Source organism: Pseudomonas sp. TE24901, assembly GCF_054058375.1.
Window position 1 is genome coordinate 175,504 of record NZ_JBSSAF010000006.1, and the last position, 19,083, is coordinate 194,586.

General features: G+C 60.8%; 19 protein-coding genes and 1 pseudogene. 10 read left to right on the top strand and 10 right to left on the bottom strand.

Annotation, left to right across the window (positions count from 1 at the left end):
• Positions 1-120 precede the first annotated feature (120 nt).
• Together ACVWVP_RS13855 and ACVWVP_RS13860 are read left to right on the top strand one after the other, a co-directional pair.
• Entirely contained in the window at positions 121-1,338 is a 1,218-nt protein-coding gene (locus tag ACVWVP_RS13855) for an MFS transporter (RefSeq protein ID WP_259173898.1), read from the top strand.
• 94 nt (positions 1,339-1,432) lie between these two features.
• Complete coding sequence (locus ACVWVP_RS13860; protein ID WP_178925619.1) at positions 1,433-2,224, top strand: DNA/RNA non-specific endonuclease; 792 nt, start codon at positions 1,433-1,435, stop codon at positions 2,222-2,224.
• Between the two features lie 3 nt (positions 2,225-2,227).
• Here the strand turns inward: ACVWVP_RS13860 and ACVWVP_RS13865 are convergent, their stop codons facing one another.
• The 4 genes from ACVWVP_RS13865 to ACVWVP_RS13880 all read right to left on the bottom strand — a co-directional run bounded on the left by ACVWVP_RS13865 (position 2,228) and on the right by ACVWVP_RS13880 (position 4,575).
• Complete coding sequence (locus ACVWVP_RS13865) at positions 2,228-2,407, bottom strand: DUF1289 domain-containing protein (protein WP_178925620.1); 180 nt, start codon at positions 2,405-2,407, stop codon at positions 2,228-2,230.
• A gap of 87 nt (positions 2,408-2,494) precedes the next feature.
• A complete protein-coding gene (locus ACVWVP_RS13870) occupies positions 2,495-3,772 on the bottom strand; it encodes an MFS transporter (RefSeq protein ID WP_457406529.1) in 1,278 nt (425 codons plus the stop codon).
• Positions 3,769-4,098 carry a hypothetical protein gene (locus ACVWVP_RS13875; RefSeq protein ID WP_457406532.1) on the bottom strand — a complete coding sequence of 110 codons (330 nt, stop codon included), beginning with the start codon at positions 4,096-4,098 and terminating at the stop codon, positions 3,769-3,771. The genes ACVWVP_RS13870 and ACVWVP_RS13875 overlap by 4 nt, the downstream gene beginning before the upstream one ends.
• A 27-nt stretch (positions 4,099-4,125) precedes the next feature.
• Positions 4,126-4,575, bottom strand: coding sequence for a MarR family winged helix-turn-helix transcriptional regulator (locus ACVWVP_RS13880; RefSeq protein WP_457406535.1), 450 nt, complete (start codon positions 4,573-4,575; stop codon positions 4,126-4,128).
• A 167-nt stretch (positions 4,576-4,742) separates the two neighbouring features.
• Here ACVWVP_RS13880 and ACVWVP_RS13885 point away from each other — a divergent pair, with 167 nt between their 5' ends.
• The 3 genes from ACVWVP_RS13885 to ACVWVP_RS13895 all read left to right on the top strand — a co-directional run bounded on the left by ACVWVP_RS13885 (position 4,743) and on the right by ACVWVP_RS13895 (position 7,389).
• Positions 4,743-5,954 (top strand): YeeE/YedE family protein, encoded by a 1,212-nt coding sequence (locus tag ACVWVP_RS13885; RefSeq protein ID WP_178925623.1) that lies wholly within the window; start codon positions 4,743-4,745, stop codon positions 5,952-5,954.
• A 23-nt stretch (positions 5,955-5,977) separates the two neighbouring features.
• Positions 5,978-6,853 (top strand): LysR family transcriptional regulator, encoded by an 876-nt coding sequence (locus tag ACVWVP_RS13890; protein WP_178925624.1) that lies wholly within the window; start codon positions 5,978-5,980, stop codon positions 6,851-6,853.
• Between the two features lie 110 nt (positions 6,854-6,963).
• Positions 6,964-7,389, top strand: a complete 426-nt coding sequence (locus ACVWVP_RS13895) for a VOC family protein (RefSeq protein ID WP_178925625.1) — start codon at positions 6,964-6,966, stop codon at positions 7,387-7,389.
• Positions 7,390-7,430: 41 nt separating this feature from the next.
• Here the strand turns inward: ACVWVP_RS13895 and ACVWVP_RS13900 are convergent, their stop codons facing one another.
• Positions 7,431-7,598 (bottom strand): DUF2986 domain-containing protein, encoded by a 168-nt coding sequence (locus tag ACVWVP_RS13900; protein ID WP_178925626.1) that lies wholly within the window; start codon positions 7,596-7,598, stop codon positions 7,431-7,433.
• A gap of 166 nt (positions 7,599-7,764) precedes the next feature.
• Here ACVWVP_RS13900 and panB point away from each other — a divergent pair, with 166 nt between their 5' ends.
• Complete coding sequence (gene panB, locus ACVWVP_RS13905; RefSeq protein WP_178925627.1) at positions 7,765-8,580, top strand: 3-methyl-2-oxobutanoate hydroxymethyltransferase; 816 nt, start codon at positions 7,765-7,767, stop codon at positions 8,578-8,580.
• Here the strand turns inward: panB and ACVWVP_RS13910 are convergent.
• Positions 8,568-9,962, bottom strand: a complete 1,395-nt coding sequence (locus ACVWVP_RS13910; RefSeq protein ID WP_457406539.1) for an aminotransferase-like domain-containing protein — start codon at positions 9,960-9,962, stop codon at positions 8,568-8,570. The two genes, panB and ACVWVP_RS13910, sit on opposite strands and share 13 nt — an antisense overlap.
• A 99-nt stretch (positions 9,963-10,061) precedes the next feature.
• Positions 10,062-10,835, bottom strand: a complete 774-nt coding sequence (locus ACVWVP_RS13915) for an SDR family NAD(P)-dependent oxidoreductase (protein WP_457406541.1) — start codon at positions 10,833-10,835, stop codon at positions 10,062-10,064.
• 157 nt (positions 10,836-10,992) lie between these two features.
• Here ACVWVP_RS13915 and gcvA point away from each other — a divergent pair, with 157 nt between their 5' ends.
• Positions 10,993-11,916: a transcriptional regulator GcvA gene (gene gcvA, locus ACVWVP_RS13920; protein ID WP_178925630.1), complete on the top strand. Its 924-nt coding sequence runs from the start codon at positions 10,993-10,995 to the stop codon at positions 11,914-11,916.
• A gap of 10 nt (positions 11,917-11,926) precedes the next feature.
• Here the strand turns inward: gcvA and ACVWVP_RS13925 are convergent.
• Both ACVWVP_RS13925 and ACVWVP_RS13930 read right to left on the bottom strand, forming a co-directional pair.
• A pseudogene (locus tag ACVWVP_RS13925) lies at positions 11,927-12,164 on the bottom strand (LysR substrate-binding domain-containing protein); the annotation flags it as partial.
• 183 nt (positions 12,165-12,347) lie between these two features.
• On the bottom strand, positions 12,348-14,627 hold the full coding sequence (locus ACVWVP_RS13930) for a tetratricopeptide repeat protein (protein WP_457406544.1): 2,280 nt from the start codon (positions 14,625-14,627) through the stop codon (positions 12,348-12,350).
• A gap of 399 nt (positions 14,628-15,026) precedes the next feature.
• Here ACVWVP_RS13930 and msrA point away from each other — a divergent pair, with 399 nt between their 5' ends.
• From msrA to ACVWVP_RS13945, 3 genes are all read left to right on the top strand, one after another.
• Positions 15,027-15,533 carry a peptide-methionine (S)-S-oxide reductase MsrA gene (msrA, locus tag ACVWVP_RS13935; protein ID WP_259173813.1) on the top strand — a complete coding sequence of 169 codons (507 nt, stop codon included), beginning with the start codon at positions 15,027-15,029 and terminating at the stop codon, positions 15,531-15,533.
• Positions 15,534-15,859: 326 nt separating this feature from the next.
• Positions 15,860-16,366, top strand: coding sequence for a hypothetical protein (locus tag ACVWVP_RS13940; protein ID WP_457406548.1), 507 nt, complete (start codon positions 15,860-15,862; stop codon positions 16,364-16,366).
• A 98-nt stretch (positions 16,367-16,464) separates the two neighbouring features.
• Complete coding sequence (locus ACVWVP_RS13945) at positions 16,465-17,808, top strand: hypothetical protein (RefSeq protein ID WP_457406551.1); 1,344 nt, start codon at positions 16,465-16,467, stop codon at positions 17,806-17,808.
• On the opposite strand, the gene ACVWVP_RS13950 is transcribed toward ACVWVP_RS13945, so the two are convergent.
• A complete protein-coding gene (locus ACVWVP_RS13950) occupies positions 17,805-19,055 on the bottom strand; it encodes a flavin-containing monooxygenase (RefSeq protein WP_457406553.1) in 1,251 nt (416 codons plus the stop codon). The genes ACVWVP_RS13945 and ACVWVP_RS13950 overlap by 4 nt on opposite strands.
• Positions 19,056-19,083: the final 28 nt, after the last annotated feature.

Genomic DNA, 19,083 nt, shown 5'->3' on the forward strand with positions numbered 1-19,083 from the left:
TACCGATCTCCGGTGGAAAACGAGATAAATACTAGTCGATACATAAGTCGTTGACAACGCGTCGTGTGCGCCTGCAACATTTGTATCGATCAGTATTTAAGTCTGCCCAAGGAGCTTACCGTGACCCCCTCAATCACCTTATCGGCCGCGTCCGACCGCCTGCCTATCGGCGCCTTGCTTGCCCTGGCGATGACCGGCTTCATCTGCATCGTCACCGAAACCCTGCCGGCCGGCCTGTTGCCGTTGATCAGCGACGGCCTGGCGATTTCACCGTCGATGGCCGGGCAGATGGTCACCGCCTATGCCCTGGGCTCGGTGCTGGCGGTGATTCCCATGACCATCGCCACCCGGGGCTGGCGTCGGCGCAATGTGCTGCTGCTGACCATCGTCGGGTTTCTGCTGTTCAACTCCATCACGGCGCTGTCGTCCCATTACGGCGTGACCCTGGTGGCGCGGTTCTTTGCCGGTGTCGCAGCCGGATTGGCCTGGAGCCTGCTGGCCGGTTACGCCCGGCGCATGGTCGCGCCCCATCAGCAGGGCAAGGCGTTGGCCCTGGCGATGGTCGGTACGCCGATTGCGCTGTCGCTGGGCGTGCCGCTGGGCACCTGGCTGGGTGGGCTGGTGGGTTGGCGCACCACGTTTGGCCTGATGTCGGCGCTGACGTTGATGCTCATTGTGTGGGTGCTGGTGAAGGTGCCGGACTACCCGCCACAGGCTGCGCACCAGCGCTTGTCCCTGGGCAAGGTGCTGACCACGCCCGGCGTGCGCCCAGTGTTGGCGGTGGTGATCAGTTGGATGTTGGCGCACAACATTCTGTACACCTACATCGCGCCGTTCGTGGCGCCTGCAGGGTTGGCGGAGCGGGTCGACCTGGTGCTGCTGGTGTTCGGTATCGCCGCGCTGGCCGGGATCTGGCTGACCGCCAGGCTGGTCGAACCGCTGCTGCGCAACACCGTGCTGGTGAGCCTGGCGACCTTTGCGGCGGTGAGTGTGTTGTTCGGCTTGCTGGGCAACGTGCCCCAGGTGATTTACCTCGGGATCGCCGTGTGGGGCCTGAGCTTCGGCGGTGCCGCGACCCTGCTGCAAACCGCCCTGGCGGACGCGGCGGGCGACGGCGCGGATGTGGCACTGTCGTTGAATGTGGTGGCGTGGAACAGCGCCATCGCCGGCAGCGGCGTGGTGGGCGGGGTGTTGCTGGATACCTGGGGCGTTGCATCGTTTCCGTGGGCGATGGTGCTGTTGATCGGTGTGTCGTTTGCGATTGCCTGGGGCGCGCGCAGCCATGGGTTCAAGCCAGGGGCGCGAGCGGTAGGAAAACCTACAGTCGTCGGGCACTAATCGTACAATGCTCTGTCAATAATTCCCGCAATATCATCCACTTGGCTCCGCACCGCGGAGCCTGCCGCTTCATTCCTATTCGAAGATTTAATGCATGCACCTACGCAAAATTGCCGTTGGGCTGTCCGCCCTTGTTTTGCTCTCCACCGGGGTCAGCGCCCGCAGCCTGCCCGACCTGTATTCCGCGCAGGAAAAACGCCTGTCGTTTGACGCCTGTGCCGACCTGTTTCCCGCTGCAACGCCCATCAACACCGCCACCGTGCCGGCCAGCATGAAACCCCTGGCGTTGTGTTCCGATCACTTCGCCGTGCTCTACTCGCAAACCAGCAAGACTCCGCTGGTGGTGGTTGAACGCCTGAACGCCGCGCAGTTGAAAGACGCCAAGGGCGAAGAGCGCACCAACCAGTTCTACGCCGACCCGCGCATCCCCAAGGGTGGGCGTGCCGAGTTGAGCGACTACCGCGCCCAGCACATGGACCGTGGCCACCAGTCCCCGGCCGCTGATGCGCCGAATGCCAATGCCATGGCTCAGTCCTTTGCCCTGTCGAACATGGTGCCCCAGGACCCCACCAACAACCGCAAGATCTGGAGCAAGGTCGAGGCCGACGTGCGCAAGTTCGCCGTGCGTGCCGGCGGCGACGTGTATGTGTTCACCGGGCCGCTGTTCGATGCCGGTTACGGCACCATCGGCGACAACCAGGTCTGGGTGCCGACGCGCCTGTTCAAGCTGGTGTATGACGCGTCAAGCCAACGTGCCTGGGCCTATGTGTTGCCCAACGCCGAGACGCGCATTCAAAAACCGATGGACTATGAGACCTTCGTGAAGAGCACCGGGCTCAAGTTGCTGGGCAACCTTCCGGTGTCGGGATCGGTCGGGCGCACCTGACCGTCATTTGGACTTTTTCAACGCCTTCAGGCGCTGGGTCGCCCGCTGTACGGCGGCCATCTTCTCGGGGCGTTTCATGCGTTTCCATTTGCGGATGTCGTCCTTGCTGCGCCCACAGCTGAGGCAGAGGTCGCCGCTGAGTTGGCAGATGGAAATGCACGGGTTCTCGATGTCTTTGGCCAACGTATTTTCACCAAAAAATAATTGTAGTGAGCGGGCTTGCCCCGCGCGGCGGTGTGTCAGGTACAACGCGGCGCGGGGCGAGCTTGATCATTGGGGTGTATCGGGTGTATCGGGTGGATCGGGTGTACCGCGGCGCGGGGCTAGCCCGCTCACTACAGGGTCCAGGTGGTGTTTGAGGGTGTAGAGGGCTACGCCGACGGCCAGGATACCTGAGACGGCGCCGACGACCAGTGCCCAGCGCGGGCCCAAGTGGTCGGCGACCCAGCCGACGATGGGCGCGCCGATGGGGGTGCCACCGAGGGCGACGGCGACGCGCAGGGCGATCACCCGGCCGCGCATGTGCGGTTCGGTGGTCAGTTGCATCAGGCTGTTGGTGGTGTTGCTGAAGGTCATCGCGCCGACGCCGATGATCACCAGCGCAATCGCGAAGGTCCAGTAGTTGGGCGCCAGGGCCGCCAGGGTGCAGCCGACCCCGAACACGGCCGCGCCACTGAGCAGTGATTTGAACTGCGGCCGCTCGCGACCGGCAGCGAGCAGGGCGCCGGCGATGGTGCCGATGGCCAGGGTCGAGGTCAGCAGGCCGTAGCCGCGTGCATCGGCGTGGAACACGCTGACGGCCATGGTCGAGATGAAGATCGGGAAGTTCATGCCGAAGGTGCCGATCAGAAACAGCATCAGCAGAATCGCCTTCAGGTCCGGCCGTGCCCACACGTAGCGGATGCCTTCGGTGAGGCTGCCCTTGGTGCGCAGTGCCCGCACCTTGGTGCTTGGGTCCGAGACCCGCAGGAAGAACAGCGACACCAGCACGGCAAAGAAACTCGAACCATTGAGCAGGAACGCCCAACCGGTGCCCACTGATGCAATCGTCACACCGGCCACGGCCGGGCCGATCATGCGCGCCATGTTGAACGAGGTGGAGTTGAGCGCGATGGCGTTGGACAAGTCCTTCTCGGCCACCAGTTCGGCGACGAAGATCTGCCGCACCGGCGCATCGAACGCTGACGCGCAGCCGGACAAAAACGCGAACACATACACCTGCCACAACTGCACCAGTCCGGTGACGGTCAGCACGCCCAGGGTCAGTGCCAGCAGGCCCATGACCGCCTGGGTCACGATCAGCATTTTGCGCTGGTCAAAGTGGTCGGCGGCAAAGCCGGTCCAGGGCAGCAACAGCAGTTGCGGGCCGAACTGCAGCGCCATGACGATGCCCACGGCCGACGCGTTGTGCGGCGTCAGTTGGGTGAGGACCAGCCAGTCCTGGGCGGTGCGCTGCATCCAGGTGCCGATATTCGACACCAGGGCGCCAGCGGCCCAGATGCGGTAGTTGGCGCTGCGCAGGGAACGGAAGGTGCCAAGAGCACTCATGATGGCTGCGACGTGTTGCCACCGTGGAAACGGCCAAAGTGCCGCGCCATGAACAGGCTCATCAACAGCGCGCCAAGCCCGGGCGCGAGCAGATGGCTGGTGTGCTTGAGGTCGAACTCACCGACGCGGCCGAGCAGCAGGTAGGCGACCAGCAGGTTGAAAAAGCCCCACACCACGTTCACCGTCGACGACGACAAGCCTTCACCACGAGGCCGCGCAAAGGGCGTCTGGAACGCTTCGCCCCTCACGCCACTGACGCAATGCGGCACCGCATTCGCCAGGAACGCGCCACCAAAAAAGTAGGACAGCAGGTCAAGCCATTGCATGGTCAGGCACCTCGTGTGGCAGGTCGGTCAAAAATCGGCGAGACGCTCCAGCAGTTTCACCGCAGCGGCGAGTTCATCGTGTTCATGGGGCGACAGTTGTTCGTGCAGGGCGCGCAGCAGCCAGTCGTCTTTGGCGGCGCGGCTTTCGGTCAGGTGCTTGCGCAAGGCGGGCGTCAGGGTGATCAGCGTCTGCCGGCCATCGCTGGGGTCTGGCTGGCCGCTGACCGCCTGCATGGCCTCAAGCCCGGCCACGGTGATGCGCATCGATTGCGGGCGCACGCTTTCGGCGCGGGCGAGGGCGGACACGGTGGCCGGGCCGTCGCGATCCAGGCGCAGCAGTACGGACTTTTGCGCCGAGGTGAAATCGTTGGGGTGGGTCTGCTCGCGCAGGCGGCGGCTCAGTTTGCCCAGGGAAATGCGCAGTGCCGCGGCCAGGGCGGCGGAGTGGGGGGCGGACGTTGCAAAAGAGTCGGTCATGCCTGAACCCTAGCACCCATGCAGGAAAACTGTACAGTTTGACTGCATTAAACTTTTTTCATAAAACGCAGTGCTTCATCAAAGGCCAATAAACCAAGGCTGGCGCCACCTTGCGGTTTATACTTGCCCCCCTCGCAACCCACCCATTCACACGAACCGAGAACCCCATGAGCACCTCTCTTCCCATCGCCCCCGTGCGCAAGCCCGTCGCGCCGTTGGTGGCCTTTATTTTCCTGGTGCTTGGCGCCGTGTTCCTGCAAACCAGCGTGGGCGCGCACCAGGTGCTGTTGCTGGTGGTCGGTGCGGCGCTGGGCCTGACCCTCTATCACGCCGCCTTTGGCTTCACCTCGGCGTGGCGCGTGTTCATCAATGATCGGCGCGGCGCCGGCTTGCGCGCCCAGATGGTGATGCTGGCGGTGGCGGTGTTGCTGTTCTTCCCGGCGCTGGGTGCAGGCACTCTGTTCGGCCAGCCGGTGGTCGGGCTGGTGGCGCCGGCCGGGGTGTCGGTGGTGTTTGGTGCATTTATCTTCGGTATCGGCATGCAGTTGGGCGGCGGCTGTGCGTCGGGCACCCTGTTCACGGTGGGCGGCGGCAATGCGCGCATGCTGGTGACGCTGTTCTTCTTTATTTGCGGTTCGTTGATCGCCACCCACCACGTGGACTGGTGGTTCTCGCTGCCGGCGTTCCCGGCGATTTCCATCGTCAAGAGCTTCGGCGTGGCGCCGGCCATGGGCCTGAGCCTCACGGTGTTTGCCCTGATCGCGGTGATCACCGTACGTCTGGAAAAAGGCCGCCACGGCCAGTTGGAAGCAGGCGTCACCAGTGAGCACACTGGCCTGCGCCGCTTTCTGCGTGGCCCGTGGCCGTTGGTGTGGGGCGCGATTGGCCTGGCACTGCTCAACTACGCGACCCTGGCCCTGGCCGGTCGCCCATGGGGCATCACCTCGGCGTTCGCGCTGTGGGGCGCCAAGGTGGCGAGCGGCCTGGGGGTGGACGTGGCCAGTTGGGCGTTCTGGCAAATGCCGGGCAATGCCAAGGCCTTGGCCGCGCCGGTGTGGGAAGACATCACCAGCGTCATGGACATCGGCATCGTGCTCGGTGCGCTGCTGGCGGCTGGCCTGGCCGGGCGTTTTGCGCCGAGTCTCAAGATCCCCACGCGCTCGCTGGTGGCCGCGGTGATCGGTGGCCTGCTGCTCGGCTATGGCTCGCGCCTGGCGTATGGCTGCAACATCGGCGCGTACTTCAGCGGCATCGCCTCGGGCAGCCTGCATGGCTGGGTGTGGCTGGTGGCGGCGTTCATCGGCAACAGCGTGGGCGTGCGCCTGCGCCCGTTCTTCTTTGCTGGCGAGCGGCCGCAGGTCGCCTTAAGCGGCTGCTGAACCTTCAACCACAGGGTGCCTGGATGATTCGAGAACTGCGGACTTTCGTATGCGCGGCGCGCAAGGGCACCTTTGCGGCCGCAGGCCAGCAGGTGGGGCTGACGCAATCGGCGGTGAGCGCGCAGATCAAGCACCTTGAAGACGCCCTGGGGGTCAAGCTGTTCGACCGCACCGGACGCTCCGCCACCCTCAATGCAGCGGGGCAGCGGGCGGTGCCGCTGGCGGAAGAGATCCTCGATATCTTTTCGCGCATGGGCACGCCCGACAGCGCCAACAACTTCCAGGGTTCGTTGCGCATCGGCGCCATCGGCAGCGTGCAGACCGGGCTGCTGCCTCAGGCGTTGGTGGCCTTGAAGCGGCGTGCGCCGTTCATCGAGGTCAGCCTGGTGCCCGGCGTTTCGCTGAACCTGCTCAGCCAGGTCGACGCCGGTGATCTGGACCTGGCGATCATGATCAACCCGCCGTTCAACTTGCCCAAAGACCTCAACATTGAGGTCATCGCCCGCGAGCCGTTTGTGCTGATCACCGCCAATGACGTGCCGGGCGATGACCCGTTGCAGATCCTGCGCGAACAGCCCTTCGTGCGCTACGACCGGGGCTCGTTCGGCGGGCGCCAGGTGACGCAGTTCCTCAAGGAGCAAAAAATCCAGACCCAACTGGCCCTGGAACTGGATGAGCTGGACGCTATCGTCAAGATGGTGCGCAGCGGCCTCGGCGTGTCTCTGGTGCCCCTGGCCGGGTTGTGGCTGGAACATGACAGCGACGTGCGGGTTTTGCGATTGGACAAACTGACGTTTTTCCGCGAAATCGTGTTGCTGACCAAGTACACCCAGCGCCAACTGCCACTCTTCGAATTATTCCGTTCGTGCGTCATCAGTGTGCTGGACGCGCCCCAATAGGGCGCGAGCATCGAAATGATTGAGGCTCAGGACCAAAGATATGCGCTTTATCCCCCGGTCTTTCTGGTGAAGAATCGAGTTCTGAATAACCGAACCAGCAGGTAGCCACCGTGAGCCTTTCTCCTTTTCACCTAGCGATTCCCGTGTATGACCTGGCCGCCGCGCGTCACTTCTATGGTGATGTCTTTGGCCTTTCCGAGGGTCGCTCCAGCGCGCAATGGGTCGACTTCGATTTCTACGGCCACCAGTTGGTGATCCACGAACACCCCAAGACCCACTCCCAGGCGTCGGTGCACTCCAACCCGGTGGATGGCCACGATGTGCCGGTGCCGCACTTCGGCATCATCCTGCACTGGGAACAATGGGAAGCGCTGGCCGATCGGTTGCGGGCACGTGAGACTCAATTCGTCATCGAACCTTACGTGCGCTTCAAGGGCCAGGTCGGCGAGCAGGCCACCATGTTCCTGTTCGACCCCTGTGGCAACGCCCTGGAGTTCAAGGCGTTCAAGGACATGAGCCAGCTGTTCGCCAAGTAAGGGGAGGGGGCACGCGAGCGGGGGCGGATCCCGTGTGCCGTTCAGTCGTTCGCGTCAGAGGCGGTGGTGGTGGCTTGATCGGCTTCGGCCGCCAGCTTCGCGCGGTCGGCCTTGCTGATGTAGCGGTCCTTGCTTTTCGGCGCCAATTTGGCGCTGGCCTTCTTGGCCTTGGCCTTGAAGAGCTGCTGGAGTTTTTTCTGGCGGTTCATGGTGATCTATCCGGCGGGTAATGCGCGCGATGATACCAGCTAACCCTCCCGGTAGATTCCTTACTGGGTCGCTTTTTAGCGCGGATCTGTGCATTGAATCAGGGTGCGTTTGGCCAATAATCAGGCCGGGTAAGCCTTGATCAACCTGCGTAAACGGAAAACCTCGATGAGCACCCATACCCGCACCAAACGCATGACCGTCCCTCAATTGGTCGCCATGAAGGGCCAGCAGAAAATCGTCTCCCTTACCGCCTATTCCAGCCCGATTGCCAGGCTGATCGACCCGCTGGTGGATTTCATCCTGGTGGGCGATTCGACGGCCATGGTCGGCTACGGCCGGGCGTCGACCTTGAGCATGCAGCTGGAAGAAATCATCGGCCACACCCGGGCGGTGGTCGACAGCACGCGCCTGGCGTGTGTGGTGGCCGACATGCCGTTTGGCAGTTATCAGGAATCCTGTGAGCAAGCCTTTCGCAACTGTGCCCAGGTGTTGGCACGCACCGGTTGCGATGCGGTGAAGCTGGAGGTCAACCAGGCGTTGGCGGGCACCGTCGAGTTTCTGGTGGCGCGGGGTATTCCGGTGATGGCCCATGTGGGGCTGATGCCGCAGTTCGTCAACGTGATGGGCGGCTTCAAGGCCCAAGGCCTTACGGCGCACACCGGCGCGGTGATCGCCGAAGACGTGCGGGCCAACCTGGCGGCGGGCGCCTTCAGCGTGGTGCTCGAAGGCGTGGCGGAAGGCCTGGCGCGGCAGATCACCCTGGACTCGGCCATGCCCACCATTGGCATTGGGGCGTCACCGGCCTGCGACGGCCAGGTGCTGGTGACGGAGGATGTACTGGGCCTGGGTGGCGATCACGTGCCGCGTTTCGTCAAGCAGTACGCCGACGTCGGCGCGGTGATCCGTGACGCCTGCGAGCGGTTTGCCGATGAAGTGCGTCGTGGCCGCTTTCCCGAAGCGCGGCATTGCTACGGGCTGTGACGGATCGCGTCGGCCAGTTGCCTGATGGCCTGGGCGACATCTTTGCTCCAGTCGAGGGTGTAGCTCAGGCGCAGGTGGTGCGGCCAGAGGCCTTGCCGGCTGAAGAGTTCGCCGGGGGCGATGACGATGTGCCGGGCCAACAACTGGTCGAATACCTGGCGCATGTCCACCGGGCGTGTTGCCTTGAGCCAGAAGGTCGCGCCGCCCTGTGGCACCAGAATCTCCCATAGGCCGTTGCCTTGTGCTTGCAGCAGGGCATTCATCTCGTTCATGCGCGCAATCAATTGGGCCCGCAGCGCCTTGAGGTGTGGGTCGATGCGTTTGGTCGTGAACAGCCGGGCGATAGCTTTTTGGCGAATCGGCGAGAGGCGAAACCCCCGTGCCAGGAACAGCTCACGCCACCGTGCGCCGTGTTCACGGCACAACAGGTAACCGAAGGGCGCTTCTGCGCCGATCACTTTCTCAAAGGTTGAGAACACCAACAGCCTCTGCGGGTCGGCGAAGTCGCGATAACGGGGAGGCTGGGTGTCGAAATACAGTTCGCCGTAGGTGTCGTTTTCAAACAGCCAGATTGAGCGTTCCGCCAGCCACTGGCAGATCTGCTGCTTGTCCTCGGCGGGCATCCGGCTGCCGTGGGGCATGTTCACCGCCGATGACAGCACGGCCAGGCGAATAGGCTCACACTTGAGCCGTTCCTTGAAGGCGGCCAGATCGAAGCGCCCATCAGCGCCCAACGGCATTTCGATCACACGGATATTCGCCGCCTCCAACTGCCGCAGCACCGCCCACGAACAGGGCGACTCCACCAGCGCCACCGTGCCGGCCAGGTCGAGGGCGTTGAGTGCCAGGTTCAGCACACTGTGCAGGTCCGAGCCGATATACACCTGGTCAGCCTGCCAATAACGCTCGGCCGACTGGGTATAACGCTCGGCCAATGCCCCGCGCAATTCGGGCTCGCCGAACGGCAGGTAGGGCGGCGAGGGCGCCCGGGTGTATTGCCGCGTCAGTTCGCGCTCGATCATCAGCAACGGGTTTTCCAGTGACAGCAGCATCGCCGGTGCATCACTGCTCAAGGCCATCATCCCAGGCGTGCGCGCGTGGGCGAACGCCTGGTCGAGCAGGCTGGGTGTGTCGCTCTCCAACGGCGGGGCGGGCGCTGCCTTGATGAAGTAGCCGAACTTGGGTCGGGCGACGATCCGGCCTTCGTCTTCGAGCAAGGCGTACGCGTATTTGGTGGTCGAGACCGACACACCCAGGCGCTGGGCCAGTTGGCGCAGCGATGGCAATTTCTGCTCCGGCTGTGCCGGGCTGGCCGCGATCAACTCGACGAGGTAGCGGTACACCGCCTGGTAGGCGAAGGGGGTAGTTGAGGGCCTGTCCATGATCACTCGCGCCGCCTTGTTGGGTGCGGGCGAGTATCGCGCAAGCCACCGCCGAACGCATTTATTTGGCGATGGCAGGTCTTCCCAGGGGAGCGATGATCAGATGCGGCCCGCCGTGACGCCGCCATCGACTGGCAGCACGGTACCAGTGATCCACGCCGCCTGTTCCGAGGCCAAAAACAGGATGGCCTCGGCAACGTCGGCCGGCTGGCCATTGCGCCCCAGCGGGTGGAAGGCATTGAAGGTGGGCAGTACGGCCTTGACCTGCTCACTGTCCATGAAGGTGTTGTACACCGGCGTTTCCACTACGGCGGGTGCCACGGTGTTGATGCGAATGTTCGAGGACGCCAGTTCAATCGCCAGGTTGCGGGTCAGGGCGTGCACACCGGCGTTGGCTGCCGAATACGCCGCCGACGGTGTGGCGCCAATGGCTTGCAACGCCCAAAGCGAACCGGTTTGTACGATGGCACCGCCGCCCCGTTTCAGCATGGCGTTGGCCGCCGCCTGCGCCATGAAGAATTTGCCCTTGAGGATGATATCGACGAAGCCGTCGTACTCGTGTTCGTCCAGCGCCAGGAAGGGTTTTGGGTTAAAGACGCCCGCGTTGTTGATCAGGATGTCCACGCCGCCGAACGCGCTGGTGGCCAGTTCCACCAGCGCTTTGGCGGTCGCGGGTTTGGCGATATCCGCCGCGAGGGTACGAACGTACTGGCCGCTGGGATCGATCTGCGCGGCGGCTTTTTCAAGTTTTTCCGCATCGCGACCGCTGATTACGACGCTGGCACCTTCGGCGACCAGGCGTTGTGCGACTTCCTTGCCGATACCCGAACCGCCGCCGGTGATAATGGCAATCTTGGAAGAAAATCTTTTCATGGTGAGAGTGTCCTGTGGGGTATGACAGAAAAAGTCCCTGAACGGATCGATCGCTATCGAAGCTGATCTAGTTCGTCCTTGGCTGCTATTCTTCGCCCCGGGCATCGTTGCCCACAAACCAGAATTCATTGCCGCCTACTAAAGAAAAACTTTAACGATGAATACGCCCGCCTACCTCAATGCACTCAAAGCCTTTGAAGCGGCTGCCCGGCACCTGAGCTTTTCAGCGGCCGCAGCAGAATTGCACGTGACCTCGGCAGCGGTGGGGCAGCAGGTGCGAACCCTGGAATCCTGGCTTGGCGTGCCGTTGTTCACGCGCGGGTCCAGCGGCGCTGCGCGCTTGGTGCTCACCGAGGTGGCGCGCCAGGCATTGCCGGATATCCGCGAGGGGTTTGATCGCTTGAGGCTGGGGGTGGCGCGGTTGAAGGAGGGGGCTCTCAGCACAGGGCTCACGGTAACGGTCAGCCCGGCGTTCGCGGCCAAGTGGCTGCTGCCGCGTATCGAGCATTTCCAGCGGGCTCACCCGCAGACCGATGTGCTGCTGGACACCAACCTGCGGCCGGTGGATTTCATCGCCGAAGGCATGGACATCGGCGTGCGTTACGGGGCGGGCCATTGGCCTGGGCTGGTCGCCACCCACTTGATGGAAGAGGACCTCTACCCGGTGTGTGCGCCCACCTATCCGTTGCTGGAGCAGGGCCGGCTACCACCGGAAAAGCTCGCCGAGGCGACGCTGATCCACGACCTGTCGATGGCAGGCGACCCCCACTACCCGACGTGGCGCACCTGGCTCGATGCTTCGGGGTTCCCCGGGATCAATGCCGAGCACGGGTTGCGCATCAACAACTCGGCGGCGGTGCTACAAGCGGCGATTGACGGCCAGGGGCTGGCGCTGGGGCGCAGCGTGATGTTGCGCGATGACCTGCAAGCGGGGCGGTTGGTCCGGCCTTTTGGTGAGGCCAGCCGGCCGCTGGCGTTCGCTTACTACATCGTGCACCGGCCCGAAGTGGCTGACCTTGCCAAGGTGAAGGCGTTTCGGGAGTGGCTGCTGGCCCAGGCTGCAAGCGATCGCCAGCCCTGACAGGTTTGGTTTAGGCTTCCAGCCCCATCGCCACCTCATTCGCGACCGCCATAAACGCTCGCGCCACCGCCGACTGATAACCCCCTTTACGCTGCATCAGCACCGCCGTGCGTTGCAGTGTCTGCGGCCCCAGTTCAATCGCGACCCGGGTGCGCCCGCGCAATAGGGGCCGGCAGGAGGGTCGACAGCGTGGTCCTGCGCACCACTTCGATCAGCGCGCCAATCGCATTGGCCTCCATCACCACTCGGGTGTCGAATTGCGCCAGGCCGCGCCAGAAAAGCTCGCACGTCCAGGTAGATCAGAAATAGGCCGATCACCACGGTTATGTACGTCAGGAGGGGGGCCAGTTCGAACATCGCACGTCACCTCGGCAGTAGGGTCGACCGCCAGAAATCCTGAAGCCGAGGCTGAAAGCAACACAGGTGGGCGGCTAACGTTTGATCTCCTGCCACACACCCTCGAGTAACGCGCGGAAGCTGTCATCTACTTCCGGGACGGGGTGGATCAGCAGGTCTTCTAAAGTACCGGCATAAAGCTTTTCTTTTCCGGTTGACAGTGCTTGGCCTAACTTTTCACGGTATGACTCAAGGGGAAGGCCGAGTAAGTGATCACAGTAGGCTTGATTGCCGAGAACAACTGGACCGTTGGGCTCGATGTCGTCTGCCTCGATGAAAAGAACTTTGGCTTGCTCGAGACAACGTGTTCGACGTTCCGTGTCGCTCCAGTGCTGTTTGGCAAGAGACAGCAGATCGAATCCTTTGCTGTTCTTCGCGTGGCCAACAACCTGTTGGATTGCCGGGTCTTCGTCCTTGTCAAAGCGCTCCAATAAACTGTCGTACACTTTAATGGACTCTGCCAGGTTCTCGGGACCGCCAATGACGATACCTTTTTGCAAGATGGCATTTGCGACCTGGATTTTTATAGTGCTGGATTCAACGTGTTCAAAGCGATCAATGAGTGTGTTGAAAACGACAAGGGCTTCACTGTGACGGTTGAGCTCTTCTAGGCCGCTGGCGAAATTGAGCATTGCTCTTGCAACGTGCTCAAGTACCGAAATGGCCTCTGCACTTTCGAATTTCTTGATGACTTCCTGATAAGCATCCATCGCATCATCATGTTTATTCATTTGCCACAGTCGGGTGCCTTTCGCGATCAGGATTTTCGCGACTTGGATCTGGCAGGCAACCGATGTCTCATGTTCAAAACGACGAATCAGGTCGTCGCAGGCCTCAATGGACTCCTCTCTGTCACCGAGCCGCCACAAGCTATGGCTTTTATTGAGCATCGCTTTTGCGGTACTGGACTTGACAGGTTCTGTAGCGTCGATGCCCACGTTGTCTATCAAGTTGTCAAACGAGCCGATGGCCTCGTCGTGGCGACCCAAGGCTCGCAACCTGAGGCCTTTATTGAGGTGGGCGAAGGCAACTTGTTCTTTTGCAACGGGTGAGTCGCTGTTTCCAAAAGACTGGATAACATGGTCGTAGACAGCAATAGCTTCGTTGTTGCTTTTGATTTGCCCTAAAGCGGCTCCCTTGTTTACATAGGTGCACGCGAGCCGGTCCTTCATCGATACGATTTCCTGCGTACCAAATCGATCTAGAAGCTTGTCGTAATTGGAAATCGCCTCTTCGTGACGATTCATGTGCGCGAGCCTGACGCCCGTGTTGAACAGTACCTGGGACGTCGCTTCGTTGATTTGAGGTGTATCTTCTTTTTCGAAACGCTGCATGTATTCCGTGTACACGGTGACCGCTTGCTCGTTCTGCCCAATCTTGCCGAGTGTGGCACCCAGGTTTACGTACGCTCTGGCGGATTGCGTTTTAATGGCGGGCTTCTCGTCCGTACGGAACCGTTCGATAAGTTCCTCATACACTGCAATCGCTTCATCGTTGCGATTAAGAGCGCCCAGCGCTACCCCGGCATTGAACAGAGCGCGGACACTGTTGGTCGGTGTAGCAGACTTGTCGTTCGCCGCCGCGCGCCAGAATCGTGCGGCGCCTTCTTTATCACCCTTGTTGTAGGCATCGAAGGCACGTGTGTTCCAGTCTTTGTAGGTGTACTGGCTCTCAGGCTTTTGTGTGACGGCAACGGCTTCCTCGGACAGCGCTTCGGATGCATCAGCGGAAGGTGCATCTCGCGACAGATCGGGTTCACTGAGGTTGTGCTGCAAGATGTGCATGGCTCGTTCGGAAAGCGCATCGAGCTTCTTGAGTTTTTGTATGTGTTTATTGAAGTTTGTTTGCGCCTCGCCTTCGAGCACTTGGAATTTTGCTTGCAACTCATTGAGCTGAGTTTGCATGGCAATGGCATGGGTTTGAAACCACTTGTTGGCGGCGAGTTCGGCTTCTTTCTGTGCTTCTTTTTTTGCTTTGTTCTGAACCGAGAAGTACCCGACCATACCTGCGAGGGCCAAGATAATGCCGAGGCCACTGAGCATGTTGCTGAGTACGTTTAAGCCCTTATCAATTTGTGAGTTCTGCGTCTCCACACGTTTTTCTTGCGCATCAATACGTGTTGATAAGGTCTGCATGTCCTTTGTCAGCAGGTCGCGCGCAGTGTCAATGCGCATTTGCGTGAGGGTTTTGTAGAACTCCAGCTCCGCTTCTTTTTTATTCTCGACGGCGTGGGTGTGTGATGCAGCCACCAGTAAGCCGAACAAACAAAGGGCGAAACGCTTTGACGGTGTGGCGGGGCGATTCGGTTTATTCATGATTGAGGTCGTTTTTGCCAGTGACTATCAGTGCTCCTCGCAGGAAGGCATACCGTATTGGTGAATGTACGAGTTGTTGTCGACGCTCAGAATGTACTGACGGCTGTAACGGACGCATTTTTGACCTCCCTGATCGGTGGAAATACAGCTGGGCATTGTGCCATCACCGTGGGGCGTGGCGCTAATCTTGTTCCCTGTCGAGGCTGATTTTTCTCCCCGCTGAGCGTCAACGGCGGGCATTTTCCCCGAAAATGGCCACTATCTCGATATTCGGTTCCGGGGAAAACAATGTGGAGACCTCAACCCGGTACCTGCGCAGCTCCGGAAATCGTCGCCCGGGCCTTGGGATTGGTCCACACGGCCCCATAACTACGCCTGTATCCATCGAGGTGACAGACCATGACCAACACAACCGAAACCGCCATTCTTGCCGGCGGCTGCTTCTGGGGCATGCAGGACTTGTTGCGGCGCTATCCCGGCGTGCTGCACACACGCGTCGGCTACACCGGTGGCGATGTGGCGAATGCCACCTACCGCAACCATGGCAACCATGCGGAAGCGATCGAGATCGTGTTCGACCCGGCTGTGATCGGCTATCGGCAGATCCTTGAGTTCTTCTTCCAGATACACGACCCCAGCACGCCGAACCGCCAGGGCAATGACCTGGGGCCCAGCTACCGCTCTGCTATCTATTACCTCAGCGAACAGCAACGGGACATCGCCGAAGACACGGCGGCTGACGTCGATGCCTCCAAATTGTGGCCGGGCCGCGTGGTCACTGAAATCGAACCGGCCGGGCCGTTCTGGGAAGCGGAGCCGGAGCACCAGGATTACCTGGAGCGCATCCCCAACGGCTATACCTGCCACTTCATACGCCCGAACTGGAAACTGCCCAAGCGCGCGTGAGCGTGCCCTGCCTTCGACCCCCCCCTTGTCCCGCCGAGTCGTCTCCCCGCGACGGCTCGGTACCTTGCCCCGCTTTTCCGTCCGTTGCCCAGTGCTGCGGGCTTCTACTGTGCACGTATGAAATAAGGATTTTAAGTAGAGGGTGAGGCGGACTAGGAAGTTGCCCGCAGCTTCTTACTTTCTAGTATGACGGAGTCTTCTTTCGTTATTTTAGGAAGTGCGTGGGTTTATCCGGTTAATTATTCGTGCAATCGTACTGGCGTGGTTCTTACAGTTGGCTTGAGTTTAATTCCAGGTGTTGGTTTCTGACTCTGTGGAGGTAAATGATGAAAAGCTTGAGTGTGGTTCCGTTGGTGAGAGTTGCGAGGGGTTTTCTTCTCGGCTTAGTGGCTGCTTTTGCAGCGATTGCAGGTGGCTCAGTGTTCGCGGAAGAAAGGGTTTTAACCAAGACGGATGCACCCACGCCTGTGCTGGTGCTATCTATGTCTGATGTTTATCCGGGTACTGGATTTTCTACGTTTAATGTTTTGTCCACAGATATACCCGCAGGGACGCTTACTCTCCCGAAAAAGTTATTAGGGATTCAATGGAGTACTACGTACTACCCTAAAACGATTCACGATGATGTGGAACTGTGTTATTACCGCCCTTTTAGCTCTGAAAGGAGTTGTCAGGATATTCAGCCAAGTTCTTCCGGAACATTGGATGTTTTTAATGACCAAGCTTTTGGCCATGGTTCTAAAGTTGTTATCAATCATAGCGTGCGAGGCGGAGAACCACCGTTCGCTCGTCCAGCCGGTGTCGATTCGGTAACGTTTAAATATCAATATTGATCTGTTGTATAGCGCTCGCGGTCGGCTCGATTGCGAGTGCTCTCTAAAAAAGAACAGATCTGTATAGAAACCGCATGTTTTTATGCAGGTACATACTCATGAACACGATCAGTCCCTATACAACGTCGCCTCACAGTCGAGTGGCCAGCCATCCCGTAGACGAGATTACGCCACCCGTTGCTTTGCCCGAAGCAGGCGAGGCCGATTCCTCTACTTCCAATAACGGCGCCACCACCGTCTCGCTGCTGGCCGGCCAATTGAGTGCTGCGGCCGTGCGCGCTGAAATGCGTGGGGGGCACACTGGTGCCGACCTGCTGGCACCTATCACCGATGCCAAGTATTTCGCCCATAAGGCGCAACATGATGCGCAGATTCCAACCACCGACAACCCGGAACATTTGGCACGGGCGCGGCAAGCGACGGCGTTTCTCAACGGCACTGACAGCAACCCCTTCAAAGGTCTCGCGCGCGATCAACTCAGCCTGATCGCCCACGACGACGGCGGCTCCTTCACCATTAATGAACGACGTGCCGCTTGGCAAACGTTGCAATCAGCTGAGGCCCCTGTAAGTTCCAGTCCGGAGCCAGAGTTTGCTAACGGTCGTAAAATCATGATCTCGCGCTTGTTTGGTGGCAGAGAGCCGCCGGTCGCGCTTCCGCCTGCCACGGCCTACAACGAAAGGCAAAATCGCTGCGAGTTTCTCACCCTCGAAGACCGTGCGGTGATCGCGGATATGTACGGATATGCACAAGCCGAAGGAGTAGATCTGCATTTTGTCGACCGATTGATCACGTCATACAGCACCTACCGCTATTACACCGACGGCAGCCAGATGCTCGGTGGCAATAGCGGCTACGACCTGGACGGGCATCCGGTGAGGTACGATTTCAAGCCAGACGATGCCGCCACCGCCGCGGGTATCCTGAACGGCTCGGCAATCAACAGCACGCGCATCGACCCGGGCTTTTTGCGCTACATCCTCAACCCCGACCATGGCGCGTTTTCCAACGTGGGCGGCATACCGTTCCTGGAACGGATGGTGAACAAGTTCTCCGATGAAGGTGCCGACCAGCCGCCGCTTGGCAGTGAGTTCGCGGTCTTGAACCCAATCGTTATCGCGGACCATATCGTCAAAACCACGAACATGAGCATAACGCTGCCGCCTTTCAATCCTGTCCTTGTGAAGACTGACGACGACTGGACAGTGACGGAAGAAGGCAAGGCCGCCGGCTACGTGTTGGATCCGGCCACTGGCAGGCCGTACAAACGTGAGGCCCCCTCGACACGTCAAAACGAGCAGTACTTGATCTCGGATACGCTTTCCAGCCAAGCACCCCATCGCACCCTTCTCGATGCGCTGGCCGAACCCTCCGACCTACCCACCCCGCGATGGAGCTTGACCGGCCAACTCTTCACCTTGCTGAAAAACCTCAAGCCTTAAGGCCTGTTGTAAGCCCTGTATTCATTCTGCAAGACGATATGGTCAGCCACGTACTTCGCGTCGTGCCACACCCCATAGATAAATGATGAGGCACGGTTCACCAGGTTCGGCAGGCCCAGGAAATAAATCCCGCTCTGGGCCGAGATCCCGCGTTTGTGGAAGGGCTCGCCTTTCTCATCGAACGCGTCGACTTTCAACCAGCCGAAATCGAACGTGAAGCCGGTGGCCCACAGGATCGTGGTCACGCCGGCCTCGGCCAAATCCAGGCTCAGGCTCGGGTTGAGCAGGCATGGCGGATCGGGCAGCAGGTCCCAGGCCTCGGGCTCCAGGGGGAAGGGCAGGCCGTTGGCTTCGATGTACGCGTCGGCATCGCGCAGCACCTCGAAATACGCACGGTCCCCTTCGGCCACGTTATCGGCCAGGCCTGGGGCAAAGGTCATCACGCCTGCGTCCCAGCCTTGGGTGACGCCGACCAAGTGAATGCCTTGATGGGCCAGCCGACGGAAGTCCACGGTCTTGCCACCTTCATAGCCGCTGACGGCAAAGGCCACGTGTTTTTTCTTCGGCTGGATCTTGACCTCATCCCACAAGCCCAACGCGCCCAGCCACCAGCAGTAGTCGCGGCCCCGGTACGCGCGGGGAGGGCGGTAGTGTTCGCCCACCGAGAGGTACACGGTCTTACCGGCTTTTTGCAGTTCTTCGGCGATCTGAGAGCCGGAGGCACCGGCACCCACCACAAGCACCGCGCCTTCGGGCAATTGGCCGGGGTTCTTGTAGGAGGAGGAGTGCAGTTGATACAGCGGTGCCGACGCCGGGACGAGGGCGGGGATAGACGGGCGCTGGAACGGGCCGGTGGCCGCCACGACGTTGGTGGCTTCGATCACGCCAGCCGAGGTCGTGACCTTGAAACCGGGGCGACCCACATGGCGTTCCACCTGCTGCACCTCGACGCCGGTGCGTACCGGCGCCTGCAGTTTGTCGACGTAGGCTTCGAAGTAGTCGGCCATGCGCTCTTTCGGTGGAAAGGCTTCGGGGGAAATGCCCTCGAATGTCAGCCCGGGAAAGCGGTCATGCCAGGCCGGGCCGTTGGCGACCAGCGAGTCCCAGCGCTCCGATCGCCAGCGCTCGGCGATGCGGTGGCGTTCCAGCACGATGTGTGGCACGCCCATCAGGGACAGGTGCTCACTCATGGCAACCCCGGCCTGGCCTGCGCCGACCACCAGGGTATTGATTGTTTCGACGGACATAGGCGTTTCCCGAAAGGTAAAAGGTTTG